This is a genomic window from Kribbella deserti, assembly GCF_042434725.1.
Classification (GTDB): Bacteria; Actinomycetota; Actinomycetes; order Propionibacteriales; family Kribbellaceae; genus Kribbella; species Kribbella deserti.
On record NZ_JBHLTC010000030.1, the window covers coordinates 13,677 to 37,041 of the forward strand.

Consider the following 23,365-nt stretch of genomic DNA (forward strand, 5'->3'; position numbering starts at 1 on the left):
AATGGCCGTCGAGACCGAGGTCGGGAAACCGGAGCTGAAACCGTGGCCGGCGCTCTGGGCGCTGGTGATCGGGTTCTTCATGATCCTGGTCGACTCGACCATCGTCTCGGTGGCGACGCCCGCCATTCTGGCCGAACTCGGTACCGATGTCGGCAGCGTGGTCTGGGTGACCAGCGCCTACCTGCTGGCGTACGCCGTTCCGCTACTGATCACCGGCCGGCTCGGTGACCGTTTCGGCCCGAAGAACCTCTACCTGACCGGTCTGGTGGTCTTCACCCTCGCCTCGGTCTGGTGCGGCCTGACCACCTCGGTCGAGATGCTGATCGTGGCGCGCATCTTCCAGGGCTTCGGCGCCTCGATGATGACGCCGCAGACGATGGCCGTGATCACCCGGATCTTCCCGGCGAACGAACGCGGCCGGGCGATGAGCCTGTGGGGCGCCGTCGCGGGGGTCGCCACGCTGGTCGGGCCGATCCTCGGTGGCGTGCTGGTGGACGGCCTCGGCTGGGAGTGGATCTTCTTCGTGAACGCGCCGGTCGGCGTGATCGCGTTCGTGCTGGCGGTGCGGCTGGTCCCGGATCTGCCGACCAATCAGCACCGGTTCGACTGGCTCGGCGTCGCGCTGATCACGATCGGCCTGTTCTGCCTGGTGTTCGGCATCCAGGAAGGCCAGCAGTACGACTGGGGCCGGATCACCGGTCCGATTTCGGTCTGGTCCCTGATCATCGCGGGCCTGATCGTGATCGGGTTGTTCCTGTTCTGGCAGTACCGCAATCCGCGCGAGCCCCTGCTGCCGTTGAGCCTCTTCCGCGATCGAAACTTCTCGCTGGCGAATATCGCCATTACCACGATCGGCTTCTCGATCACCGCGATGACGTTTCCCCTGATGCTGTACGCGCAGTCCGTCCGCGGATTGAGTCCCACCCGGGCGGCGTTGCTGCTGGTGCCGATGGCGGTCATCTCGGGTGCACTCGCGCCGTTCGTCGGAGGGCTGACCGACAAGGTCCACCCCAGGTACTTGGCCGGGCTAGGCCTGCTCTGCTTCCCAGTGTCGCTCGTATGGCTCGCACAGGTCATGACGCCGCAAGCCCACGTATGGGAACTCCTACTGCCGATAGGCCTTCTAGGCGTTGCCAACGGGTTCATGTGGGCACCAATCGGCAGTACGGCGACCAGGAACCTCCCGATGCATCAGGCGGGCGCTGGCGCGGGTATCTACAACACCACCCGACAGGTCGGTGCGGTACTCGGTAGCGCCGGTATCGCCGTACTGATGGAAGCTCGCCTTGCCGTCGAACTACCCGCCGCGGACGCTGGAGCCGACGAGTTCGGCGGCCACCTGCCAGCGCAGTTCCACGACGGCTTCAGCGCCGCGATGGCCCAATCCCTCTACCTACCGGCCCTAGTTCTAGTAGCCGGCCTAGCCGCCGCCCTCTGGTTCGAACGCCCTCAACACATGCGAAAGACCGTGAGCTAGTTGATTCGGAAGGCCTGGATGGCGGAGGCGCGGCCGTCGTACTCGGCTTGGGCTGTGTAGGTTCCGGGGCGAGCGATCGGCTGACCTGGGGTGCAGCCGGGGACGGAGCGGCGGCCGTCCCAGCGGATCGTGCCGGTGTAGTCGAGTTTGTCGGCCAGAGTCGCCGTGGTTTTCGTGACGGCCTTCTGGCAGTGCGCGCTCGTCCAGATCCGGTCCTTGCCCGACATCACCGTGAGCGTCAGGCGGGTCGGATCGATCTCGGCCTTGCACGAACCGCTCAGGGCGCCGATGACGATTCCGAAGTTGAGCGTTCCTCCGGCGAGGATCGTGCGAGTGCCCGGGGCCACGCCGATGCGGATGTCGGAACCGGCGCAACGCCCTACCTCACCCGGAGTCGTTGTAGCCGTCGAAGTCGGCGTACCGGTGCCGCTTCCCGCCGTGGGCGTGGAGGTCGGGGTGGTGGTAACGCCGCTGGAGGCCTGTTTCGGGTCTTCGTCGCCGCCACCGCCGAGTACACGGAGCAGAACGAAGATGAGGGCGAACAGGGCGACGAGCAGCAATCCGCGACGGAACCAGTACACGTTGGCCGGCAAGTGCCCGACCGGACGGAGCAGGCTGCTCATGGCAGCACGATAGATGGCAGGATCGTGGCGCCATGCCCGACTCGCCGCGCTCCGACGCATCTCAGCCCCAGGCCCGCCCGCAGAGGCCGAAAGCGGCCAAGCCGCGCACGGCCGCCGCAGTCACCTCAGCCACCGCAGCCGCGGCAGAGCTACACGAGCCGATTCTGAGCTGGTACGACGCCAACGCCCGAGTGCTGCCGTGGCGAGAGCCGGACGCCGGGGCCTGGGCCGTCATGGTCAGCGAGTTCATGCTGCAGCAGACGCCGGTAGTCCGGGTACTGCCCGTCTACGCGATCTGGATGGACCGGTGGCCGACACCGAAGGCCCTAGCGGCAGAACCGCCTGGAGAGGCCGTACGGGCCTGGGGACGGCTGGGCTATCCCCGCCGGGCCCTGCGCCTGCACGCGGCTGCACGGGCCATTACGGACAACCACGGCGGCGAAGTCCCTAACGACCACGCCGACTTGCTGGCTTTACCGGGAGTTGGGACCTACACGGCGGCAGCAATCGCGTCGTTCGCCTTCGGCCAGCGGCACGCCGTGGTCGATACGAACGTACGCCGGGTGTTCGCGCGCGCCTTGGGCGGCGACGCGCAGCCTTCGATCTCCCCGACCGCGGCAGATCTACGCCGGGCCGAACAGGCTATGCCGCTCGATGCCGCGACGGCGGCGAAATGGGCGGTCGCGACGATGGAACTGGGCGCGCTGATCTGCACCGCGCGCACGCCGAAATGCGGGCACTGCCCGATCGTCGAGCGGTGTGCCTGGACGCTGGCCGGGCGGCCCGCGTATGACGGGCCACCCCGCAAGGGCCAGACCTATGACGGTACGGACCGTCAGGCCCGGGGCCGGCTGCTCGCCGTACTCCGGGACTCGGCTGGTCCGGTCGGCAAGGCCCGTCTCGACAGGGCCTGGCCGGACGTGGCCCAGCGAGAACGCGCCCTCGACGGCCTGGTGGCCGACGGTTTGGTGGAGCCTTTGGCGCGTTCTCGCTTCCGCCTACCGATCTAACGCGGTCGCCTACCGCAGTGAGCTAGCGGCCGCCCGGAAGCGACCGCTCAAAGCAATCAGTTCTTCTTCGAGTTCCCGTTCGCCTCGGCCGGCTCGTCTTCGAGCAGGTCGAGCGGCATCGCCGGGCTGCCGGACAACGTGGCCAGCATCTGCCGGACGTTGGTCAGCTGCGCGTTGATGCTGTCGCGACGCTGGGTCGCGGCGGCGAGCTCACGCTCGGACTCGGCGCGGATGCGCTCGGCCTTGTCCTTGGCCGCGGCGACGATCTCCTGCGCCTGACGGTTGGCGTCGGCCAGCTGCTGCTGGGCCAAGCGCTCCGCCTCGGAACGCGAACGGTCGGCCTCGCGCTGCACCTGGGCCGCACGGTCGGTGACCGCGGCCAGCTGCTGCTCGGCCAGGGCGGTACGGGCGGCGAACTCCTGCTCGACCTTGCCACGGCGCTCGGCCAGGGTGGTCTCGAAGGCGGCAGCGGCCTGGGCCGACTTGGCGCGCTCCTGCTCGTACAGAGCCTGGGCCTCGCTGCGGCGAGCGGTGGCGTCGCGCTCGGCCTCGTCGCGCATGTCGTCCGCCTGCGTACGGGCCTCCTCGAGGATGCGGGCAGCCTCGGCGTCGACCTCGCTCTTCCAGTCCAGGGAGTACTGCTCGGCCTCCTTGCGGACCTTCTTCGCGTGCGCCTCGGCGTCGGCGATGATGCCCTCGGAGTCGGCGCGGGCACGGGTGACGAGGTCACGCGCCTCGTCGTCGGCGAGGGAGAGGATCTTCGCGACCCGCTCGCCGAACTCGGTGAAGGTGGGCGTCTTGTCGCGCGAGTCCTCCTGGGCGGAGACCACGGCCGATTCCGCGGCGTCCAGGCGGCTCTGCATCTCCTGGACGTGACGCTGCAGCTGCTCGGACTGCTGCTGCAGCGCGGTCAGCGAGGTGGTCAGCTCACGAACGTGCTGGTCCACCTGGGCCGGCTCGTAGCCGCGCAGAACGGTACGGAAGGGGGTTGGCGCTTCACTGCTCATGTCTTCTGATGCTCACTTCGGTGGGTGGGTGGATCACACATTGTCACTGACGAGGATCGGGCTGTCACGTCCTCGTCTTTCATTCCCCCGTGGAACCCTCTTGCCCCGACATTCCACCACCAAGGTGGAGTCCAGGAACAGCGAGTGCCTCGATCACACCGGACAACTGTGTCAGTTCCTTGGTGATCTCGTCGCGTCGCTGGTTCAGCGTCGCGACCCTCGCCTCGGCGTCGGCGAGATGTTTTCGGGCCTGGGCGCGCAGTTCGTCGGCGTGTTCACGGGCCTGCGCCTCGATCTGCATCGCCTCCGCCCGGGACTTGCGCAACAGGTCGTGGGACTGGCGTTGCGCCTGAGCCAGATCGTCCGCGGCGCGCTCGCGCAGCACCCGGGCGCTGGACTCCGCCTCGGCCTGCCGGCGGTTCGCCCGGTCGACGATCTCCTTGGCGGTGGCCTCGGCCCGCTCGGCGGCGCCTTCGGTCAGCGCCTCCGCCTCGGCCTTGATCCGGGCCGCCTCATCCTTGGCCTCGGTCAGCCTGCGCTCGGCCTCGGCCTGGGCCTCGCTCAGCGCGGCCTCGGCCCGGGCGGTGAGCTCGGCGTTCTCCGCCGCGATCGCGAGTTGGGTGTCCTTCAGCCTGCTGGTGGTCCGGCCGACCACGCGGCGCAGGTGCGCCCGGCGCTGCCGGACGATCTCCGCGGCGTGCGTCCGCGCCTGCTCGCGGGTGGCCTCGGCGTCGGCTTCGGCTGAGGCGAGCAGCTTCTCGATCGCCTGCTTGGAAGACTGCGCCTGTTCCGCCGCGGCCGCGAGCTGGCCCTCGGCGCTCTCGGTGGCCTCGTCGACGATGCGACGGGCCTCCGCGGCCGCCGTACGGCGCTGAGCCTCGGCCTCGTCGATCACCAGCTTGGCCTGGGCCTGCGCGTCGGCCATCAGGCGCTCGTTCTCCGCCTGCACCTCGGCCCGGCGCTCGGCCAGTTCCTCGGTGGCCTCGGCGCGGATCCGCTCGACCTCGACCGAGATCGCGGCCAGCCGGGCCCGCTCGGTCTCCTCCAGTTCGGCGATCCGGCGGTCCACCTCCGCCAGGCTCTCGCCGCGCAGGCGTTCCATCTCGGCGTGGGCCGCGGCGATCTCGGTCCGGGAGCGCTCCCGAACGGTCTCGGCCTCCTTCTCGGCGGCGGACCGTAGCTCGGTGCCCTCGGCCTCGGCCCGGGCGATCAGTTCCGCTTCGGTCTTCAGCGCGGCCTGGGAGACCAAGGCGGCCTGTTCGCCGGCGTCGCGAACGAGTTCCTGCGCCTCGCGGCTGGCCGACGCGATGGTCTCCTCGGCCATGTCCCGCTGCTGCTGCGCCTTGACCAGCATCGCCTTGGCCTCGAGGTCCAGCTTCTTCGCGGCGGCCTCGGCGTCCTTGCGGACCTGCGCGGCCTCGGCGAGCGCCTCCGTCTTGACCCGCTCGGCCTCTGCGGCGGCGTCCGCGCGCAGCTTCTCCACCTCGGCAGCAGCCTCGGCCCGCAGGCTCTGGAGCTCGGCAGCAGCGTCCGCCCGCAGCTTCTCGACCTCGGCTGTCGCCTCGCTGCGGAGCTGCTCGACCTCGGTCGCCGTCGCCGCCTTGAGCTGCTCTACCTCGGTGGTAGCGCCAGTGCGCAGTGCCTCGACCTCGCTGGTCGCCTCCGCGCGCAGCGATTCGACCTCGGCGGTGGCTTCGGCGCGCACCTGCTCAGCGGCCTGAGCGGCGTCATCGCGCAACCGCTCGGCGTCGGCCGTCGCGACCGAGGTGAGTTCCTCGGCCTCGGCGGTCGCCGCCGCGCGGACCTGCCCGGCCGCGTCGGCCGCTTCCGCCCGAAGGCGCTCGGCCTCCGTGGCAGCCTCGACCCGGATCTGCTCCGAGTACGAGTCAGCCCCGGTTCGCGTCTGCAGCGCATACGCGTCGGCCTCGCCGCGGGTGGACTCGACATACGCGTCAGCGCGGGCATGAGCCGTTTCGGCATACGCATCGGCGTCACGCCGAGTGACCGCGCCGTACTCATCGGCCTCGCGCCGGGTCGACTCGCCGTACTCATCGGCCTCGCGGCGGGTGGTCTCGACGTACTCGTCGGCCTCGCGGCGGGTGGTCTCGACGTACTCGTCGGCTTCCCGGCGGGTGAGCTGCACGTATTCGTCGGCGGCGCGGCGGGATTCCGCGTCGTACGCCTCGGCGTCCGCGCGCAGGCGGGCCGACGCGGCCTCGGCCTGCGCCAGCAATTTGTCGGCCTTTTCCCGAGCGGCGTCGTTCTCGAGCTCGGCTTGCTCACGTAGCGTGTCCGCTATCCGCTGAGCGCGCTCGAGTACGCCGCCAGCCTGCCGCACGCCAAAGGAACCGGCGTCAGGGACCGGTTCCTGGGTCATCGGCAGACGCGGGGCGTCCATGCGAAGAGATGATTCCATCAACGGCCCCATCTACGACAGCCCGGGGTCACCATGCGCACTCACGCTCCTACAACGAGCCAAGTCGCCGCTGGTGATCCCTGGATCGGGACCGGGCAACCTGCCACGCCGTCCGATCGCCGAAATGTCCCTGCCAGGGTCAGGTCAAGCGACCTGATCGGCGAGCACCACAAGATAGCCGTCCGGGTCACGAAGCCAAAGCTCTCGGTGACCTGCGTTCGGATTGTGATGCAGTTCGGTCACCACCTCGACCCCGGCGGACGCCGTACGGCGAACGGCCTCGTCCAGGTCGTCCAGCTCGAACCAGAGCGCCACGCCGTTACCGACCGGCAGGGCGGGATCGCCGATGGCACCGTGGTGATGGCCGACCTCGAGGCGGTGCAGCTGCATGACCAGTACGCCGTCGGAGCGCAGCTGCTCGTACTCGGTCCCGCCGTGGCCGCTCGAGACGCCCAGCACCAGCTGGTACCAAGCACTGCTCTTCTCGACAGCGGTCACGGCGATCATCGGCTGCGCGCGAACACTTGAACGAGTCATCCCGCCAAACTAGGCGCGCCATCGCCGGCCGGTCTTGAACGAATGGGCACCAGGCTGCTGCCGGCCACTGCGCCCGAGTAGGGTTTCGTGAGCAGGTTTCACGGGGTCGAGACGGGAGTTCGATGGCTTCAGAGTTGTTCCAGCAGCTCACCTCCGTGGCGGCCGGTCAGTCCGGCCTCGTGACCGGCGCCCAAGCGGCCCGGACCGGTCTTGGCAAGGCCGAACTGGAACGTCTGTCGAGTGGCGGCCTGCTGTTCGAACTCGACTGGGACGTGCACCAGCTGACGTCCAGCCCGCTCGCCCCACGGTTCGCTTATCCGTACGCCGCCTGGCTGGCGCTGGCCCCGGACAAGTTCGCGTCGGAACGCACCCGCGGTGACGCCGTACTGTCCCAGGGCTCGGCCGCACGGCTGCACGGGCTGGGCGCGGTCGGCGCTCCCGTGATGACGTTCCTGGCGCCGATCCAGCGGTTCGGGCGGTTGCCGAGGGCCGTCGAGGTCAACGTGGACAAGCTCGCGCCACCGGACGTGATGGTGCTCGGCGGCGTGACCGTGACGACGCCGCACCGGACCATCGTGGATCTCGTCCGCAGCCATACCGATCACGGCGAGGTGCGTGGCGCGATCACCGACGCCGTACTGCGTGACGCCGTCGATCTGGCCCGGTTGTACGACGACCTGGTGCCGCTGGCGGACCACCACGAGTTCCCGGCGGAGGGCCCGGAGTTCGCCGGGTATTTCCTGCCCGAGGTCGATCCGGCGAGCCTGTCGCCCCGGAACCGCCGCGCGCTGACCGCCGTCGTACTGGCCGATCGAGTGGACGAGACCGAGCGCGCCCTCGCGGCTGCGCTGGCCAAGGTGCCCGGCGGTGATCGGGCCGACGCACAGACCGTACGAACACTCGCCGCGGACATCGTCGGGAGGAGCGAGCAGGTATGACCAGCGATCCCCGGCAGGCGAACGCGTTCTACCAGGAGCTGACCCGGAAGGTCCGGGAGACCGCCGAGCGTCGTGGTACCAGCTCGCAGGAGGAACTCCAGCAGTTCGTGCTGCAGCGGGTGATGGCCCGCCAGTTCACGGCCAATCCCGACGCCTGGATGATCAAGGGCGGCCAGACCCTGCTGGCGCGCTGGCCCGACGGCCGGTCCACCAGCGATATCGACATGGTCGGCATGCCCGGCGCCTCGCGGGCGACGATGGTGGAGAACTACACCAGCGCCCTGGCGCAGGACCTGGACGACCATCTCACCTTCGAGCTGGAGTACGACGGCGAACTCCAGCACGGCAAGGGCGCCCGGATGAAGCACCGCGCCTTCTGCGCCGGCCGCGAGGTCGGTGAGGTGAGCGTCGACCTGGCGCCACCGCGGGACCGGCCGATGTGGGCCGAGCCCGAGCTGATCAAGTTCCCCGAGCAGATCATGTCGACCGGAGCGAGCGGCGAGAATCCGCAGCTGCGGGTGATCTCACTGACGGACACGCTCGCCCACAAGGTCTCCGGCATGTACACGCAGGGCGTGAAGACCGAGCAGACCAAATGCGGTGACTGCCTGCCGCGGTCGCAGGGGCAATGGGCCTGCCAGAGCGGCGATCTGCCGTACCGGGTGCAGGACATGGTCGACGTGATGATGATCGCGACGAACCAGGAGTGGGACGCCGGCACCGTGCAGGCGATGCTGCACGAGGAGTTCAGCTGGCGGATCAGGCAGGGCGAGCCGCTGCGGGTGCCGAACAAGTTCTACGTACCGAACCCCACCTGGGCCGAGGGTTTCGCCAAGTACGCCGCGGCGACGCCGGGCCTGCCGTTCAAGACGATCGACGCGGCCCGGCCGGTCGCGAAGGAGTTCCTCGATCCGCTGCTCGACCGGACCAAGGTGGCCACCGGCACCTGGGATCCGCAGGCCATGCGCTGGACCGGGCAGACCAGCTCGGTCCAGGGCAAAGGCGTCGAGCTCGGCACGCAGCTGCCGAAACAGCGTGTCCTGGTGGTCGCGCACGCCAGCGGCCGGAGCGCGGGCCTCGGCGGTCTCCCGGTCGCGAGCGGTGATCTCACCAAGGCACTGGCCGGCCTGGAGAACGCGGAGGTCACCCTGCTCACGGTCGGCGAGACCGAGCAGCACGGCGAAGCCAAGATCATCTCGATCACCCCGAACGAGCAGTCCCCGCGGGTGCAACTGCTCGACGTCGCCACCACCGGCAGTCCGGACCAGATCCCGGGCATGCCGCCGGCCAACAGTGACTCGTTCGACCTGGTCGTCGGGCACGCGCGGTTCTCCGGCTATCAGGCGATGCTGATCCGCAACCGCTGGTATCCCCAGGCCCAGCTGGCGCACGTGATGCACATGCCCTCCAGGGAGTACGGCGAGGTGCAGGGCCAGGTCCAGCGCGGCATCGAGTCGCACCGGATCGAGTCCGCCGTCGTACAGAACGCGGATATCGTCGTCGGCGTCGGGCCGTTGCTGACCGAGCTCGGGGCCGAGATGGCCGACGGCGCGCGCATTCCGCCGAGCTTCCACGAGCTGGTTCCGGGCGTGGAGACACTGGGCGAGATAGGCGATCCGCCCGCCGGCGAGAACTTCAACATGTTGTTCAGCGGCCGGGTCGGCGATCCCATCAAGGGGTACGACGACCTGCTCGCCACCACAAAGGAACTCGCGGATCGCGGCGTACCGGTGCAGCTCCGGGTGCGCGGCGTCAAACCGGACCAGCTGCAGGCGGAACAACAGCGCGCGGACCAGGCCATCGGCCGGCCCGGCGTGGTGCAGGTGCTGCCCTACACAACGGACAAGCAGGAACTGCTGGGTGACTACCAGTGGGCGCATGCGGCGGTGATGCCCTCCAAGATCGAGGGCTACGGCCTGGTCGGCGCGGAAGCCGCCGCGCACGGCGTACCGGTGCTGGTGAACGCCGAAAGTGGTGTCGGCAAGTTCCTTGCCGATGGCAACCGAATCCCCGAGCGCCTCGGTGCCGCTTGTGTTGTTCCCGATCAGGGTCTGCGCAACGACCAGGCGGGCCGGGTCGAGGCTTGGGCCGGGGCGATCCAGGACCTGCGCGCCAACTACCCGAACCGTCGCGAGGCGGCCGGCGAGCTCAAGGGCGTTCTCCAGAACTACACCCGGGAGAACAGCGCCAAGGCCCTTCTAGCCGCTGCGCGCGAGGTCCACCCAGGTGCGAACCGCTCAACCATGCAAGGCCCGAACGGCCAAGTCATGCCGGTCGACCGCCCTCCGACAGTCGTAGCCACCGGGGCCGCTCCCCCGGTCAACACTCAGGCCGCGGCCCAAGCCGAAGCCCAGACCGAAGGCCACTCCGAAAGCGGCCAGTCGAACCAAACCAGCGACCTCGGGCGCTTCCTGCAATCAGGCTCGCCAACGTCGGCACCTGCCCAGGCCGAGACGCCCTCGACCGGCGAGGCCGACCGCACCCAGCGCGGCGCCGTCAAGCCCGTCGAGCGGGGCTTCGACCGCTAGATCTCGGTGGTGCCCGCTCGCAGCGTGTGCGCGATGAACTGCTGCAGCGGGTACGACGAGAAGTGGATCAGGCCGACCTTGGCTCCAGGCGCGAGCCGTACGGCGAGTTCGTCCAGCAGGTCCGCCGTGACCAGGGCCTGGCGCTTCGGATAGAGGATCCAGGCCTTCTCCGCAGACTCGGCCGGCACGGGCTTATCCGGCGTAGGCCGCCAGGGCGCACCCGCAGCCGAGAGGGCCTCGCGTAGTTCCGCCGCCCACTCAGCCAGGTCGACCGGACGGCCCTCGGCGCCTTCCCAGCGGTAGGCCGTCACCAGGTGGCGGTCGGCCTCGATACCGGGCTGACGCTCCCGCCAGGCAGGAACGTTCTCACCGGCCACGAGGGCCCGTAGATCCGCCGCCGCGACGGCAACGTCGTACCGAACGGAGAAGTCGTCGCCCAGCTCATCCGGCGCTGGCACGGCGTCCGCGGCGGTCTTCGCGAAGGCGGCAAGCCGCTCGTGAGTCGCCGGATCGGCGGAAACCGGTACGGAGTCGGCCAGGATCCGCCGCGGCGCCGACGGAGGTTGATCCAGCCCAGCCCGTATAGCGGTTGCAAGCTCCTGCAGGCTCTCGGAGGCCTCGGCGCCCGCACTACCAATCGCGACGTCCGGACGGCCTGGGGCCAGTCGCGCGGCCAGTTCGTCCAAGGCACCGCTGATAGCCGTGTGCAGGGGTCCGGCCAGTACGAGCGGGTCGTCCACGCCTTCGGGATCCGCCTGCACGTACTCGGTCAGCGAGATCGCTGCGACCGGGAAGGTGGCACCAATCGTCACTAGGTCCCGCGCCGGGTCTCCGGAGTTCTCGAACCCGGCACCGGTCAGTTCCGCCTCAAGCTCCGTGAAGGTTACTCGGCGCTGGGCCGGCCAACGGTCCTCCCGCCACGTCGGCGAGCCCTGAGCCCCGAGCATGCGCGCGGCCACGGAGTAGAGCTGCCCGAAATCGGCCATGGTCACGCCGGTCCCACCTTCCCGGCCAGTTCGGCCGCAACGTCGTCGAGGATGGCCCGGTCCACGCCCGGCAAGGCCTCCGCCAGCGCGGCGGCGGTTCGCTCGACCTGGTCGGGTAGAACCAGCCTGGCGAAGGCCCGGAGGTTCGGGATGGACAGGGTGGCGAGGTTCAGCTCGGACAGGAAGTACCGGGCGAACTCGGGACCAGCCGCAGGGAACCGGTACTGGTCGCTGAGCGGCACCAGGTCGTCGTACAAGGTGGCGAGATCAACCAGGTCCAAGCGCAGGGCGTCGGTCATGACGCGGCGCAGCTCGGTGTGGTCGGTGTGGTCGCGTAGGAGATCCAGCACGGTCCGGTGGGCGGTGGTGACCGGTATGCCTTCGTGCACGGTGATCTCGTCCTGCCGGAGCTCGGCCACCACAACGCGGGTGGACCTCGGCTCGGGCAACGGGCCCGGCGCGGTGAAGGTGATGCCGCCGATGCTGGGAGCACCTAGTCCGAGGAGTCGGCATGCGGATTCGTGCGAGACGACGGCATCCTTCGTACGGTCCTTGGGCCGCTCCCAGACGAAGGTCGCCGGGGCCAACGCCAGCCACGCGGCGTAGGGATAGCTGTACCGGGGGCCGAGTGCGGCACCGGCCACTTCGTAGACGTCCCAATCCAGCAGCGTGACCAGGCCCGCCTGCGCGAGGTCGTCCAGTTCCGCGCGATCGGTACCGAGACGTTCGACCTGAGCCATCGCCACCAGTCCCGATTGACGGGCCGCCAGCGCGGACACCTCGGCGAGGGCCTGTTCCCAGTTCATCGAACTCCTTCTGCCAAGCGGCTGCGCCCCCACGGCCAACCAGCTACCGGGGCGAGCCTATCCAGCCAGGGACCATCCCCGGCAGTGTCCCCGGCAGCAGGTCCATTGACGGGTTAGGTTCTTGTCATGCCGTTGCGAAAACTGCCTACCGAGGAAGAGGCGGCGGACGCGCTCTTGCAGCTCGAGGCGCTCCGGCAGCGTCAGCAGGACCGGAAGGCCGTTTGGCCGCCTCCGGTTCTCATGGCGTGCGCCGCCGGGCTACTGGTGACGGTGCTGCTTCCAGGATCGGGCGAGAACAGCTGCTACCTGTGGCGCGCGTCGTCCGATCCGACCATGGGCCGGCTCGTCGCGAGCTTGCTGCCGCTGATCACGCTTGCGGTGGTTCTGCTGGACGCGATGCTGCCCGAGCGCAGTACGCAACGGCTCCGCCTTCGCGGCTGGGGTGCCGTCGTTCTCGGCGTGCTGACGATCTTCGCCTGGGGCGGGCTCGTCACCCAAGGCAGAACGAACTGTGGCAGCTCCCCCGCCATCGTCGGCACAGTGACGCTCGGCCTGATCGCCACCGTCACCATGATCGTCTGGGCCCGGCACCAGGAGAAGCCAGTTCCCCAGCTCCTGCCGGGTGGAGCCGACGCGAAGGCCGAGGCCGAGCCGCTCAACCAGGCCGAACTGCGTGTTGCCTTCGTCTACCTCCAACAAGTCCTGGACCGGTTGAAGGCCTCGCACGTGCTCAGACTGGCTCCACTCGCGGCAGGCGCCTCAGGCCTGCTCCTGCTCAGTACGGTGCTGCCTTGGTGGGAATTGGTCGACCCGGTTGCTACGGGTACGGCCGGTTCCGAGGCCGGTCTCCCGCGGTTCCAGCTTTGGGAGATGCGGTTCACCGGCAGCTGGCCCGTCGTACTGGTCGCAACGGCCGTGACGACGATTCTGGCCGCGGTCATTTCCGCGACTACGCCCATCGCCCGCTATGCGCGGCACGCCATCCTGCTGGCGGGTGCGACTGCTACAGGCCTCGTAACCACCACCGGCCTCCTCGTGTCCGTACTGCGCTTCCCGCCCCGTCTAGCGGACGGTGTGGGCTACCGCGCGGGCGTCGGCGCCTGGCTCGCTCTAGCCCTCGGACTGGCTTTGACCGTCCTAGGCCTCGCAAGCCTCGTTCAAGCCGTACGGCGGACTTCGCGCGGGTGGCCGGTCCAGCTCGCCTCCGTATTCCTCGCAGCGGTCGTAGGCGTCACTACCAGCCTTGCCACGCCGACAGTGACTGAACAGGTTTCCCAGCCCGAGACGCGTGACGGTGTCCCGCATAGCCTGCTCGACCTCAGGGGCGGCCTGTTCAGCGACCCGATGGGCCTGCGCGTATCACTCGGGTCGCACAACGCCTTGAACTCGGTCGCCTGGGATCTCGACGGCGGGCCCGGCTTCTGGGTGATGGGCCGGACCGGCTCCGACACCTCGACGGTCTTCGACTTGCGCCACGGCCTCGCGCTGCCTCGGACAAGTCTCAGTCATGGCTACAGCCCACCCATCCTCATCGGGGTGTCCGGCGGCCGGATGCTGCTGCTGACCGCACACGCTCGGGATCGGAGGTGGGCCCTGCTGGCAGTGCCGCTGAACCTGCCGTTCGCCGACTTGGGCCTGAAGCACCGCAACGCCGACGGCAGCTATTACGTGACACCGGGCGTCGAGCGGCTGGCCCAGGGCGAAGGGTTCATGCGCTTGCAGAGCAGCGCCGACAGCACCGTGACCATGTGGAACGAGGACCGCACCTGGCGCGTGCCGCTGGCTGAGCTGCGCACCGGCTTGCGGTTGGACAGCTTCGCCATCGACCTGGGCCCGGGCTCTCGCAGCAAACTCAGTTCAGCACCCGACGGAACCATGGCCTGGTGGAACGGCCGACAAGGGATCGCCGTGATGAGGCCGGGCCGTGGGATCGAACAGCTCACCGGCCGCTCCGCGAAGGGTTGCCCGGTCAGTTCGGACATCACGGGCTCGGACCTAGGCACAGCCGCCTTCACGGTGGACACCGGCGGGAACATCTGGGTCTCCGGAGACGCCAGAATTCCGGCCGCAGTGCTCACCCCCGACGGCACGCTCCGAATCGTTCCGGGCCTCACACAGCGGGTTTGGGAGGTGGTGGCGCGCCCAGACGGCTCAGTCGTTCTGGAGACGCGTGCAGGCCGGGAAACCCGACTTCTGGTGATCCCGAACGCTGCCAAGGCCGCAGCACACTACAAAGCGGCGCCACCACCTTCAGACCGCTGCCGTGGACCAGTCCAGCAGGCAAGCGGGAAGCCGTACAGCGGGGTTGAGGTGCCTGACGTGCCTGAGGTGGTCTCGCCCGTCGCCGTTGACGGGAAGCCGGGCGCGCCTCGGTATCACTCTGCGCACGGTCTGCTGGCGCTCGACCCGTCCGGACGGCTCGTACGCCTGCAGTACCCGCAAGAGTCGATAGTAGTCGCTCCAGACGGCGAAGGCGGCCTGTGGTGGGGAACCGCCGAGCGAACCGAGGCGCCAAACCCTCGCCACTTCACCGCGGTGCACCTACCGGCGCGGGCCCGAACCGCCATCACGGTCAAGGACCCGGTACCGGCCGTCGCGCGACGACGGGAAGGCTCCGCAGCGGCGTACGGCGATCAGTTCGTCGCACCGATGGGCCAAGACCGGTACGGCTTCTATGGGCCGTCCGGCCAGGCCAAGCAGGTGCCGGTGAGCACGAATGACGCCGGCTCAGGCAAACCCGTCATAGGGCTCACGAGTAGCGGAGCCGCCGGCATCGTCTTGCAGGGCCGGCTGGTCTCGGTGACGCCCGACGGCCGCCAGGTCGACCTCTTCGGTGGACCCGGTGAGGAGCAATGGTCCATCTGGTCCGCGTTGAAGCACCGAATCCCGCCTGACAAGTGGTCAGCCGAAGGCACGTGGTTCGGCGGACCCGACGGGCGCTTGTGGGGGTACGACGGCAGCCACCTCTATCGGGTGGATGGCGTCGGCAAGGTGACAGTGATCGCCGGACCCGAGGACGGCCTTCCGCAAGTGGCTTACGCCGTCACGAGGATCGGGACGGACCTCTACTTCGAATTCGGCGACGACGTGCTCCGGGTGCGTACGAAGGTGGCCCGATGAATTCGCCGTACGAGCCGTACGAGCCGTTGAACGCGCCCGACGACGTGCCCACCGGCGTCAGGTCCGCCTTGCCGGATCAGGATGTGCCAGCGCAGATCGCCGCCGCCGGGAAACGCCTGGACCGGGCTTATCGCGAAGGCCTGGACCGGCTGGTGGTCGGCATCACGCTGGTGGCCGGCTGGACGTTGTTGCTGCCCTGGACGTACAGCCGCCGCCTCGGCCTGCAGGTCTGGCGCCTCGGCATCGAGCAGCATCCGGTCCTCGGCATCGCCTGGCTGCTCGGATTCGCCGCCGCCATCACCGCCTGGCGCCTGCGCCACGCGTTGATCCCGCTCGGGGTGTCGGCCAGTACCGCCTTGATCTTCACCGGTTGGGCCTGGCAGGACAACGGCCTGCCGTCCGGGAGCGACACCTGGCCCGGTCCCGGACCTTCGGCCGCACTCACCCTCGGCCTGATCTGGATCCTCGCCTGCGTGGTCCGGCTGCTCGCCGAGCGCCGCCGGCCCGCTCCCCCGCCCGACCCGAAGGCGCTCGAACAGGCCCGCACCCGGCTTCGCCGTACGCGCGCACAACGTCCGCTCGACCTGCCCGCCCATTGGGCCGCGACTCCGAACCAGCCGGAAGGCCGAGCTCACCCAGGCGAGTGAGCCGGTCCCCTCCCAAGGCCGATCCGGCGCAGCCCGCACGTCGCGAGAGTGGCTGGTACAGGGCGATTGAGCCAGTACGACGTTGAGGTCGTCGCAATCGCCCGGGCGGGAGGAACAACCGTGACCAGTACGCAGAGCCTCGACGAGGTGGAGGCGCATCGGCCCGACACCGGCTCCGGGTGGTTACCCCTGGCGGTGGCCGGGATCTCCCTGCTCTTCGGCATCTTCGGAACCTGCTGGGCCTTCGGCTGGTGGGAATACCCGCTGGGCGCCTCGGGCGAGACGATGCCTTCGCTGCTCTCGCACCTTCCGAACGACCTGAGCGCGGGCCTACTCGCCGTACTCGGCTGGCTCGGCATTCCGGCGGCGCTGGCCTTCCGGCGCTACGACTGGAGTCCGTCGGCGTTCCGGCCGCTGCTGGTGTTCGCGGCGGTCGAGGCCCTCGTGTTCGGCCTGCTCGCCACAGACCTCAGCGTGGTGGTCATCACCGGCTACCTGCTGGCCGTCTTCGGTATTCCGGCCGCCGCAGTCTTCCTGCTGATCGGGGCCTGGCGGCAGCGAACCCTCCGGCTGCTGGCCGTGGTGGCGGCCGTGTTCGTGGTCGTCGCGCAGCTGACCGTCGGGCTGTTCGACTGGGCCGCCTTCCGGCAACTGGGCGAGGGCATGGCCACGGTGCCGGACAAACTGGGGACGCGGCCGCTGTACGTGTTCGGCGCCTTCCTGCTAGGCGTGGCCTGGGCGATCCTCACCATCCAGGGCTCCCGGGCCGCCCGCCACCGCTGCCTGGCCTGCGGTCGTCCCGGCGCACGCTGGACCCGGCCCGAGGTGGCCCGTCGCTGGGGATTCTGGGCCACGATCGTCGCGGTGCTCTGCCCGATGCCGTACGCGCTGCTCCGGATGACCTGGCTGCTGCCGAACCCGATCGGCTTCAGCGCCGAAGAGCTGGACGCCGACCCGGGCATCCGGTTGTTCGGCCTCGGGCTCGGTCTGGTCGCGCTCGCTGCCGGTCTGGTGACGCTCGGCCTGATCCGGCCGTGGGGCGAGATCTGGCCGCGCTGGATGCCGGTGCTGGCGGGTCGCCCGGTACCGATCAAGGCGGCGGTGATTCCCGGCGCGGTGGCGACCGTACTGCTGCTGGTCGCGAGCCCTTCGCTGATCGAGATGACCTGGTCCCAGGGCGGCTCCAGCTGGGACAACCTGAAGTGGTTCCTGCTCTTCCCGTTCCCGGTCTGGGGCGCCTCGGTCGGCCTGGCCACCGCGGCCTACTACTACCGCCGCCGCACCCCCTGCCCCACCTGCCACCAGCCCTAACCCCGGCGCCCCCTCGCCTGCAACGAGTGGCCGCGTCCTCCCCCGCAGCGTCTCCCCCTCCCGCGAGTGGTCGCATCCTCCTCCGCAGCGTCACCTTCTATTGCCGCGAGAGTGGTCGCGTCCTCCTTCGCAGCGTCTCCTCTTCCCGCGAGTGGTCGCGTCTGAACCGCCGCGCCGGCTTCCGCCGAGCAACCCTGCCGGGTTCAGACGCGACCGCCACCGACTGGACCGGCCCTCGGAGTGGCTGGCCATCGGCAAGGTGGGTTACCACCCCGGAACCCCAGGTGGTAACCCACCATCCGCATGGCTGGCCACTCGCACGCACCCGGTCAACCGGCGGAACGGCCCCGACCGGCACGTGGCGAAACGGCCCCGACCGGCACGTGGCGAAACGGCCCCGACCGGCACGTGGCGAAACGGCCCCGACCGGCACGTGGCGGAACGGCCCCGACCGGCATGTGGCGGAGCGGCCCGACTGCGGCATGTGGCGGAGCGGGTGGTTTGGGACGCGGTCCGGTACCGGGCTTTCGCCCGACTACCCGGCTTTGGTGTCCCCACTGCCGAGTTGTTGCGCCACTACCCGGTTGCAACCAGGTAGCCGCACCAAAAGCCGGCAGCCGGCCCCAGACCACGCCACCCGCCACCGGCCACCCGCCAGCCGGCCAAACCGACGGCAAACCAGACGCGCTGCACACCGGGGCCCTGAACCTCCTTCTGCCGCGAGTGGTCGCGTCTGAACCCCAGCGGCGCGGCGGCAGAAGCCGTTGCGGAGGTTCAGACGCGCCCACTCGCGGCACAAAGAGGGACCAGGTCGCGGCGCAACGAGAGACCACGCGGCGGCGCAACGAGGGACCAGGTCGCGGCGCAAAGAGGACGAGGTCGCGGCGTCGGGAGAGACCAGGTCCGCGGCGCAAAAGGGAAGGACCCCGCGCGAACGAATCGCGCGGGGTCCTTCTTGTGGAACTGCTACTCAGCTGTCCTGGACACCTGAGGACGGGCCGCCCGTGAGCTCGGTCAGGGCCAGATCGGCGTCCTGGGCCGGAGCCTTCGGGGTACCGGTGAAGGTGAAGTACTCGGTCACGCCGTCGGCACTCTTGGTGCCTTCCGGAGCGACGTCGACCACCACGATCTGACCGGCTTTGAGCTCGCCGAACAGGATCCGCTCCGCCAGCGCGTCCTCGACGTCACGCTGTAGCGCGCGACGCAGCGGACGGGCGCCGAGAACCGGGTCGAAGCCACGGTCGGCGGCCAGTTCCTTCGCCGCCGGCGTGAGCTCGATGCCCATGTCCTTGTCCTTCAGGCGCTCCTCGATCTGGGCCACCATCAGGTCCACGATGCGCACGATCTCGGTGCGCTGGAGCTGGTGGAAGACCACGATCTCGTCGACGCGGTTCAGGAACTCGGGGCGGAAGTGCTGCTTGAGCTCGTCCGCGACCTTGGCCTTCATCTTGTCGTAGTTACCGGCCGTGTCACCGACCTGGTTGAAGCCCAGCTGCACCGACTTCGCGATGTCGCGGGTACCCAGGTTGGTGGTCATGATGATGACCGTGTTCTTGAAGTCGACCACGCGGCCCTGGGCGTCGGTCAGACGACCTTCGTCCAGGATCTGCAGCAGCGAGTTGAAGATGTCCGGGTGGGCCTTCTCGACCTCGTCGAACAGCACCACGCTGAACGGCTTGCGCCGCACCTTCTCGGTCAGCTGGCCGCCCTCTTCGTAGCCGACGTAACCGGGAGGCGAGCCGAACAGCCGCGAGGCCGTGTGCTTCTCCGAGTACTCCGACATGTCGAGGCTGATCAGCGCGGACTCGTCACCGAACAGGAACTCGGTCAGCGCCTTGGACAGCTCGGTCTTACCGACACCGGACGGACCGGCGAAGATGAACGAGCCGCTGGGACGCTTCGGGTCCTTCAGACCGGCACGGGTCCGGCGGATCGACCGGGACAGCGCCTTGACGGCGTCGTCCTGACCGACATACCGCTTGGCGAGCTCCTCCTCCATCTTCAGCAGTCGCGAGGACTCCTCCTCGGTCAGCTTGAAGACGGGGATGCCGGTGGCGGTGCTGAGCACCTCGGCGATCAGCTCCTCGTCGACCTCGGCGACAACGTCCATGTCGCCGGCCTTCCACTGCTTCTCGCGCTCGGCCTTCGCGTTGATGAGCTTCTTCTCGTCATCGCGCAGGTTCGCCGCCCGCTCGAAGTCCTGGGCGTCGATCGCCGATTCCTTCTCCCGGCGCACGTTCGCGATCTTCTCGTCGAACTCGCGCAGGTCCGGCGGCGCCGTCATCCGGCGGATCCGCAACCGGGAACCGGCCTCGTCGATCAGGTCGATCGCCTTGTCCGGCAGGAAGCGGTCGGAGATGTACCGGTCGGCCATCTGCGCCGAGGCGACCAGGGCCGGGTCGGTGATGGTGACCCGGTGGTGCGCCTCGTAGCGGTCGCGCAGACCCTTGAGGATCTCGATGGTGTGCGCGATCGACGGCTCGGCCACCTGGATCGGCTGGAAACGACGCTCCAGCGCCGCGTCCTTCTCGACGTACTTGCGGTACTCGTCGAGCGTGGTCGCGCCGATCGTCTGCAGCTCACCACGGGCCAGCATCGGCTTCAGGATGCTCGCCGCGTCGATCGCGCCCTCGGCCGCGCCGGCCCCGACGAGGGTGTGGATCTCGTCGATGAACAGCACGATGTCGCCGCGGGTGCGGATCTCCTTGAGCACCTTCTTCAGGCGCTCCTCGAAATCACCGCGATAGCGCGACCCGGCCACCAGCGCGCCGAGGTCGAGCGTGTAGATCTGCTTGTCCTTGAGCGTCTCGGGCACGTCGCCACGCACGATCGCCTGGGCCAGGCCCTCGACGATCGCGGTCTTGCCGACTCCGGGCTCACCGATCAGGACCGGGTTGTTCTTGGTGCGCCGCGACAGCACCTGCATGACCCGCTCGATCTCCTTCTCGCGCCCGATCACCGGGTCGAGCTTGGACTCGCGCGCGGCCTGGGTGAGGTTCCGGCCGAACTGGTCCAGCACCAGCGAACTGCTGGGCGCCCCCTCGGCGGGAGCCCCCGCGGCTGCCGTCTCCTTGCCCTGGTAACCGCTCAGCAGCTGAATGACCTGCTGCCGGACCTTGTTCAGGTCGGCACCCAGCTTGACCAGGACCTGTGCGGCGACACCCTCACCCTCGCGGATGAGACCGAGCAGGATGTGCTCGGTACCGATGTAGTTGTGTCCGAGCTGCAGCGCCTCCCGCAGGGAGAGCTCCAGCACCTTCTTGGCTCGGGGGGTGAACGGGATGTGCCCGCTGGGAGCCTGCTGCCCCTGGCCGATGATCTCCTCGACCTGGGAACGAACGGCTTCCAGCGAGATACCCAGGCTCTCGAGAGCCTTGGCGGCGACACCCTCACCCTCATGGATCAGGCCGAGCAGGATGTGCTCGGTCCCGATGTAGTTGTGGCTGAGCATCCTGGCCTCTTCTTGAGCCAGGACGACTACCCGACGGGCGCGGTCCGTAAATCGTTCAAACATCGCCAAAGCACTCCTTGCCTCAGAGGAGTCGGACGAGCCGTGTGTCCAACCCCCGTACATGCATGCTAGTCCCCGGTACCGACACGCTCGCTCTCAGCGAACACATCGCGAAACGGGCCACCGGGAATCACAAGGGAACAACCACCGGGACCGGCTGAGTGTTCCCTTGTTCGCCACCAGCGAAGACTTCCAAGTTGTTGCTTTCTCAGGCACCCGCGTGGCTCGCGCGCAGCTACCTGTGAACCTACCCGGCCGGGAGAAAACCGGCCGGAATGCGGACGGTCCCGGCGCCGCTGGGGCTGCCGGGACCGGTCCGCTGCTGAATGCGTTACTTCGCCTCGTTGTAGGCGGCACGCACCTCGGCCGAGATACGGCCGCGCTCGCTGACCTCGTACCCGTTCTCCTTGGCCCAGGAGCGGATGTCGGCCGAGTCGGTGGCCGAACGGCCACGGCCCCGCGTGCCGCGCCCGGCGGCAGCGCCCCGACGACCCGAGACCCGGCGCGCAGCGCCGACATACGCGGCGAGGGCGTCGCGCAATTTGGCGGCGTTCTTCTTGGACAGATCGATCTCGAACATCGTCCCGTCCAGACCGAAGGTGACGGTCTCATCGGCCTTACCGCCGTCGAGATCGTCCTCCAGCAGCACCTGAATCTTTTGCGCCATCGATGACAGTCCTTTCCGTGGCCGTTACCCAGGCACATTCCCCTGGAAGAAATACTTCGTACAGATTACTACCGCAAACCCCGGCCGGCTGTCATTCAACGGCGGGTAAATTGCACAAAATCATCCGCCACGTGGACACTGCGAACTCGGACTGTGACCTTCGGTATTCGGAACGACACCCCGAGCGGAGCTGTAATCCATCCAGTGGACCGCTCGGGATGTTGTTTCGAAAGCACCAGAACCAGCGCCGAAGGCGGGGATTATTCCGGCCGCAGCAACGGGAACAGAATCGTCTCGCGGATGCCGGCACCCGTGAGCAACATCACCAGCCGGTCCACGCCCATACCGACACCGCCGGCCGGCGGCATACCGAACTCCATCGCACGCAGGAAATCCTCGTCCAGTTCCATTGCCTCGGGATCTCCGGCGGCGGCCAGCAACGACTGCGCCACCAAACGTTCGCGCTGAATCACCGGATCGTTCAGTTCGCTGTAGGCGGGCGCGAGTTCCACGCCGTTGATGATCAGGTCCCACGCCTCGACCAGACCCGGGATTTCCCGGTGCGGCTTGGCCAGCGGCCGCACCGACTCCGGATAATCGGTCACGAAGGTGGGCTGGATCAACGTGTGCTCGACCAGCTTCTCGTACAGCTCGAGTGCGATCTCGCCGGCATTCCAGCCGGGCTGCAACTCGACATCATGGGTTTCGGCCAGCTTCGTCAACGTGGCCGCGTCGGTTCCAGCGTCGACGGCCGCACCGACCGCTTCGCTGATCAGGTCGAAAACACGCGCCGTCCGCCACGGCTGTTCCAGGTCGATCTCGGAACCGTCGCGCGCGGTCACCACGGTGCGGCCGACCGCGCGGGCGGCATTCAGCACCAGTTCCCGGGTCAGCGTCGCCATCGTGTTGTAATCGCCATAGGCCTGATAGGCCTCGAGCATCGAGAATTCCGCCGCGTGAGTGGAGTCCAGGCCCTCGTTACGGAATGTGCGGCCGATCTCGTACACCCGGTCGACGCCGCCGATCATGGCGCGCTTGAGATCGAGCTCCAGCGCGATTCGCAGCAACATCGGCTGGTCGAACGCGTTCAGGTGGGTGCGGAACGGCCGGGCCGCGGCGCCACCGTTGGTCAGCTGCAGCACCGGCGTCTCGACCTCGACGTAGTCCTGCGCGTCCAGCGTGGCGCGCAGCGACTTCAGCACGGCGGCCTTGATCCGGACCATCTCGCGGGCCTCGGGCCGCACGATCAGGTCGACATAGCGCAGCCGGACCCGGGCCTCCTCGTTCAGCGGCTTGTGCTCGTTCGGCAACGGGCGCAGCGTCTTGGCCGCCATCTGCCAGCTCGAAGCCTGCACGGACAGCTCACCGCGACGACTGGTGATCACCTCACCCTCGACCGCCAGCAGGTCACCGAGGTCGACCAGCGCCTTGAAGCGGGCCAATTCCTCTTCGCCCAGATCGGCCAGTGACAACATCACCTGCATTTCCGTGCCATCGCCTTCGCGCAGCCGGACGAAGCACAGCTTGCCGGTATTGCGCAGGAAGATGACCCGGCCGGTGACCGCGACCTGCTGGCCGGTGCGGGTATCCGGCACCAGCTCCTGCGGGTCGTAGGTCTCCCGCAATTCCTTCAGGGTGTGCGTTCTGGGCACCTCGATGGGGTACGCCGCACCTCCTTCCGCCAGCAGGCGGTCACGCTTCTCCCGGCGCACCCTGATCTGCTCGGGCAGGTCGTCCTGCCCGTGGTCGGGGGTCACCGGGTTCTCACGTGGTTCGCTCAT

The 23,365-nt window shown here is 68.7% G+C and carries 16 protein-coding genes; 7 read left to right on the plus strand and 9 right to left on the minus strand.

What is annotated here, in order from left to right:
• Nucleotide 1: 1 nt before the first annotated feature.
• Nucleotides 2-1,477, plus strand: a complete 1,476-nt coding sequence (locus ACFFGN_RS22815; protein WP_380051063.1) for a DHA2 family efflux MFS transporter permease subunit — start codon at nt 2-4, stop codon at nt 1,475-1,477.
• Here the strand turns inward: ACFFGN_RS22815 and ACFFGN_RS22820 are convergent.
• Complete coding sequence (locus tag ACFFGN_RS22820) at nt 1,474-2,100, minus strand: hypothetical protein (RefSeq protein ID WP_380051065.1); 627 nt, start codon at nt 2,098-2,100, stop codon at nt 1,474-1,476. The two genes, ACFFGN_RS22815 and ACFFGN_RS22820, sit on opposite strands and share 4 nt — an antisense overlap.
• Before the next feature lie 32 nt (nt 2,101-2,132).
• Here ACFFGN_RS22820 and ACFFGN_RS22825 point away from each other — a divergent pair, with 32 nt between their 5' ends.
• Entirely contained in the window at nt 2,133-3,110 is a 978-nt protein-coding gene (locus ACFFGN_RS22825; protein WP_380051067.1) for an iron-sulfur binding domain-containing protein, read from the plus strand.
• A gap of 56 nt (nt 3,111-3,166) precedes the next feature.
• Here ACFFGN_RS22825 and ACFFGN_RS22830 read toward each other — a convergent pair whose 3' ends face one another.
• The 3 genes from ACFFGN_RS22830 to ACFFGN_RS22840 all read right to left on the minus strand — a co-directional run bounded on the left by ACFFGN_RS22830 (nt 3,167) and on the right by ACFFGN_RS22840 (nt 7,070).
• The gene (locus ACFFGN_RS22830; protein WP_380051068.1) at nt 3,167-4,117 is read right to left on the minus strand and encodes a DivIVA domain-containing protein; all 951 of its coding nucleotides are present in this window, start codon (nt 4,115-4,117) and stop codon (nt 3,167-3,169) included.
• Between the two features lie 79 nt (nt 4,118-4,196).
• Nucleotides 4,197-6,515 carry a kinetoplast-associated-like protein gene (locus ACFFGN_RS22835; RefSeq protein WP_380051069.1) on the minus strand — a complete coding sequence of 773 codons (2,319 nt, stop codon included), beginning with the start codon at nt 6,513-6,515 and terminating at the stop codon, nt 4,197-4,199.
• A gap of 162 nt (nt 6,516-6,677) precedes the next feature.
• A complete protein-coding gene (locus ACFFGN_RS22840) occupies nt 6,678-7,070 on the minus strand; it encodes a VOC family protein (RefSeq protein WP_380051070.1) in 393 nt (130 codons plus the stop codon).
• A 122-nt stretch (nt 7,071-7,192) separates the two neighbouring features.
• Here ACFFGN_RS22840 and ACFFGN_RS22845 point away from each other — a divergent pair, with 122 nt between their 5' ends.
• Nucleotides 7,193-8,008 carry a hypothetical protein gene (locus ACFFGN_RS22845; RefSeq protein ID WP_380051072.1) on the plus strand — a complete coding sequence of 272 codons (816 nt, stop codon included), beginning with the start codon at nt 7,193-7,195 and terminating at the stop codon, nt 8,006-8,008.
• Nucleotides 8,005-10,536, plus strand: a complete 2,532-nt coding sequence (locus ACFFGN_RS22850; protein WP_380051074.1) for a glycosyltransferase family 4 protein — start codon at nt 8,005-8,007, stop codon at nt 10,534-10,536. Before ACFFGN_RS22845 ends, ACFFGN_RS22850 begins: the two co-directional genes overlap by 4 nt.
• Here ACFFGN_RS22850 and ACFFGN_RS22855 read toward each other — a convergent pair.
• Entirely contained in the window at nt 10,533-11,528 is a 996-nt protein-coding gene (locus ACFFGN_RS22855; RefSeq protein WP_380051076.1) for a hypothetical protein, read from the minus strand. The genes ACFFGN_RS22850 and ACFFGN_RS22855 overlap by 4 nt on opposite strands.
• Entirely contained in the window at nt 11,525-12,328 is an 804-nt protein-coding gene (locus ACFFGN_RS22860; protein ID WP_380051078.1) for a hypothetical protein, read from the minus strand. Before ACFFGN_RS22860 ends, ACFFGN_RS22855 begins: the two co-directional genes overlap by 4 nt.
• A 126-nt stretch (nt 12,329-12,454) precedes the next feature.
• On the opposite strand from ACFFGN_RS22860, the gene ACFFGN_RS22865 reads away from it, so the two are divergent.
• From ACFFGN_RS22865 to ACFFGN_RS22875, 3 genes are all read left to right on the plus strand, one after another.
• Entirely contained in the window at nt 12,455-15,448 is a 2,994-nt protein-coding gene (locus tag ACFFGN_RS22865) for a hypothetical protein (RefSeq protein WP_380051080.1), read from the plus strand.
• Nucleotides 15,445-16,095: a hypothetical protein gene (locus tag ACFFGN_RS22870; RefSeq protein WP_380051082.1), complete on the plus strand. Its 651-nt coding sequence runs from the start codon at nt 15,445-15,447 to the stop codon at nt 16,093-16,095. The genes ACFFGN_RS22865 and ACFFGN_RS22870 overlap by 4 nt, the downstream gene beginning before the upstream one ends.
• Before the next feature lie 120 nt (nt 16,096-16,215).
• A complete protein-coding gene (locus ACFFGN_RS22875; protein ID WP_380051084.1) occupies nt 16,216-17,406 on the plus strand; it encodes a hypothetical protein in 1,191 nt (396 codons plus the stop codon).
• 970 nt (nt 17,407-18,376) lie between these two features.
• On the opposite strand, the gene ACFFGN_RS22880 is transcribed toward ACFFGN_RS22875, so the two are convergent.
• The 3 genes from ACFFGN_RS22880 to lysS form a co-directional block, all read right to left on the minus strand.
• Nucleotides 18,377-20,920, minus strand: a complete 2,544-nt coding sequence (locus ACFFGN_RS22880) for an ATP-dependent Clp protease ATP-binding subunit (RefSeq protein WP_380051086.1) — start codon at nt 20,918-20,920, stop codon at nt 18,377-18,379.
• 328 nt (nt 20,921-21,248) lie between these two features.
• The gene (locus tag ACFFGN_RS22885) at nt 21,249-21,584 is read right to left on the minus strand and encodes a histone-like nucleoid-structuring protein Lsr2 (RefSeq protein ID WP_380051088.1); all 336 of its coding nucleotides are present in this window, start codon (nt 21,582-21,584) and stop codon (nt 21,249-21,251) included.
• A gap of 260 nt (nt 21,585-21,844) precedes the next feature.
• Nucleotides 21,845-23,365, minus strand: coding sequence for a lysine--tRNA ligase (lysS, locus tag ACFFGN_RS22890; RefSeq protein WP_380051090.1), 1,521 nt, complete (start codon nt 23,363-23,365; stop codon nt 21,845-21,847).

Excerpts from the sequence above, each read along its gene's own strand:
- ACFFGN_RS22880 (WP_380051086.1), bottom strand. The coding sequence starts at position 20,920 with ATGTTTGAACGATTTACGGACCGCGCCCGTCGGGTAGTCGTCCTGGCT.
- ACFFGN_RS22870 (WP_380051082.1), top strand. The coding sequence starts at position 15,445 with ATGAATTCGCCGTACGAGCCGTACGAGCCGTTGAACGCGCCCGACGAC.
- ACFFGN_RS22885 (WP_380051088.1), bottom strand. The coding sequence starts at position 21,584 with ATGGCGCAAAAGATTCAGGTGCTGCTGGAGGACGATCTCGACGGCGGT.
- ACFFGN_RS22825 (WP_380051067.1), top strand. The coding sequence starts at position 2,133 with ATGCCCGACTCGCCGCGCTCCGACGCATCTCAGCCCCAGGCCCGCCCG.
- ACFFGN_RS22865 (WP_380051080.1), top strand. The coding sequence starts at position 12,455 with ATGCCGTTGCGAAAACTGCCTACCGAGGAAGAGGCGGCGGACGCGCTC.
- ACFFGN_RS22860 (WP_380051078.1), bottom strand. The coding sequence starts at position 12,328 with ATGAACTGGGAACAGGCCCTCGCCGAGGTGTCCGCGCTGGCGGCCCGT.
- ACFFGN_RS22820 (WP_380051065.1), bottom strand. The coding sequence starts at position 2,100 with ATGAGCAGCCTGCTCCGTCCGGTCGGGCACTTGCCGGCCAACGTGTAC.
- ACFFGN_RS22815 (WP_380051063.1), top strand. The coding sequence starts at position 2 with ATGGCCGTCGAGACCGAGGTCGGGAAACCGGAGCTGAAACCGTGGCCG.
- ACFFGN_RS22845 (WP_380051072.1), top strand. The coding sequence starts at position 7,193 with ATGGCTTCAGAGTTGTTCCAGCAGCTCACCTCCGTGGCGGCCGGTCAG.
- ACFFGN_RS22830 (WP_380051068.1), bottom strand. The coding sequence starts at position 4,117 with ATGAGCAGTGAAGCGCCAACCCCCTTCCGTACCGTTCTGCGCGGCTAC.
- ACFFGN_RS22840 (WP_380051070.1), bottom strand. The coding sequence starts at position 7,070 with ATGACTCGTTCAAGTGTTCGCGCGCAGCCGATGATCGCCGTGACCGCT.
- lysS (WP_380051090.1), bottom strand. The coding sequence starts at position 23,365 with ATGAGCGAACCACGTGAGAACCCGGTGACCCCCGACCACGGGCAGGAC.
- ACFFGN_RS22835 (WP_380051069.1), bottom strand. The coding sequence starts at position 6,515 with ATGGACGCCCCGCGTCTGCCGATGACCCAGGAACCGGTCCCTGACGCC.
- ACFFGN_RS22850 (WP_380051074.1), top strand. The coding sequence starts at position 8,005 with ATGACCAGCGATCCCCGGCAGGCGAACGCGTTCTACCAGGAGCTGACC.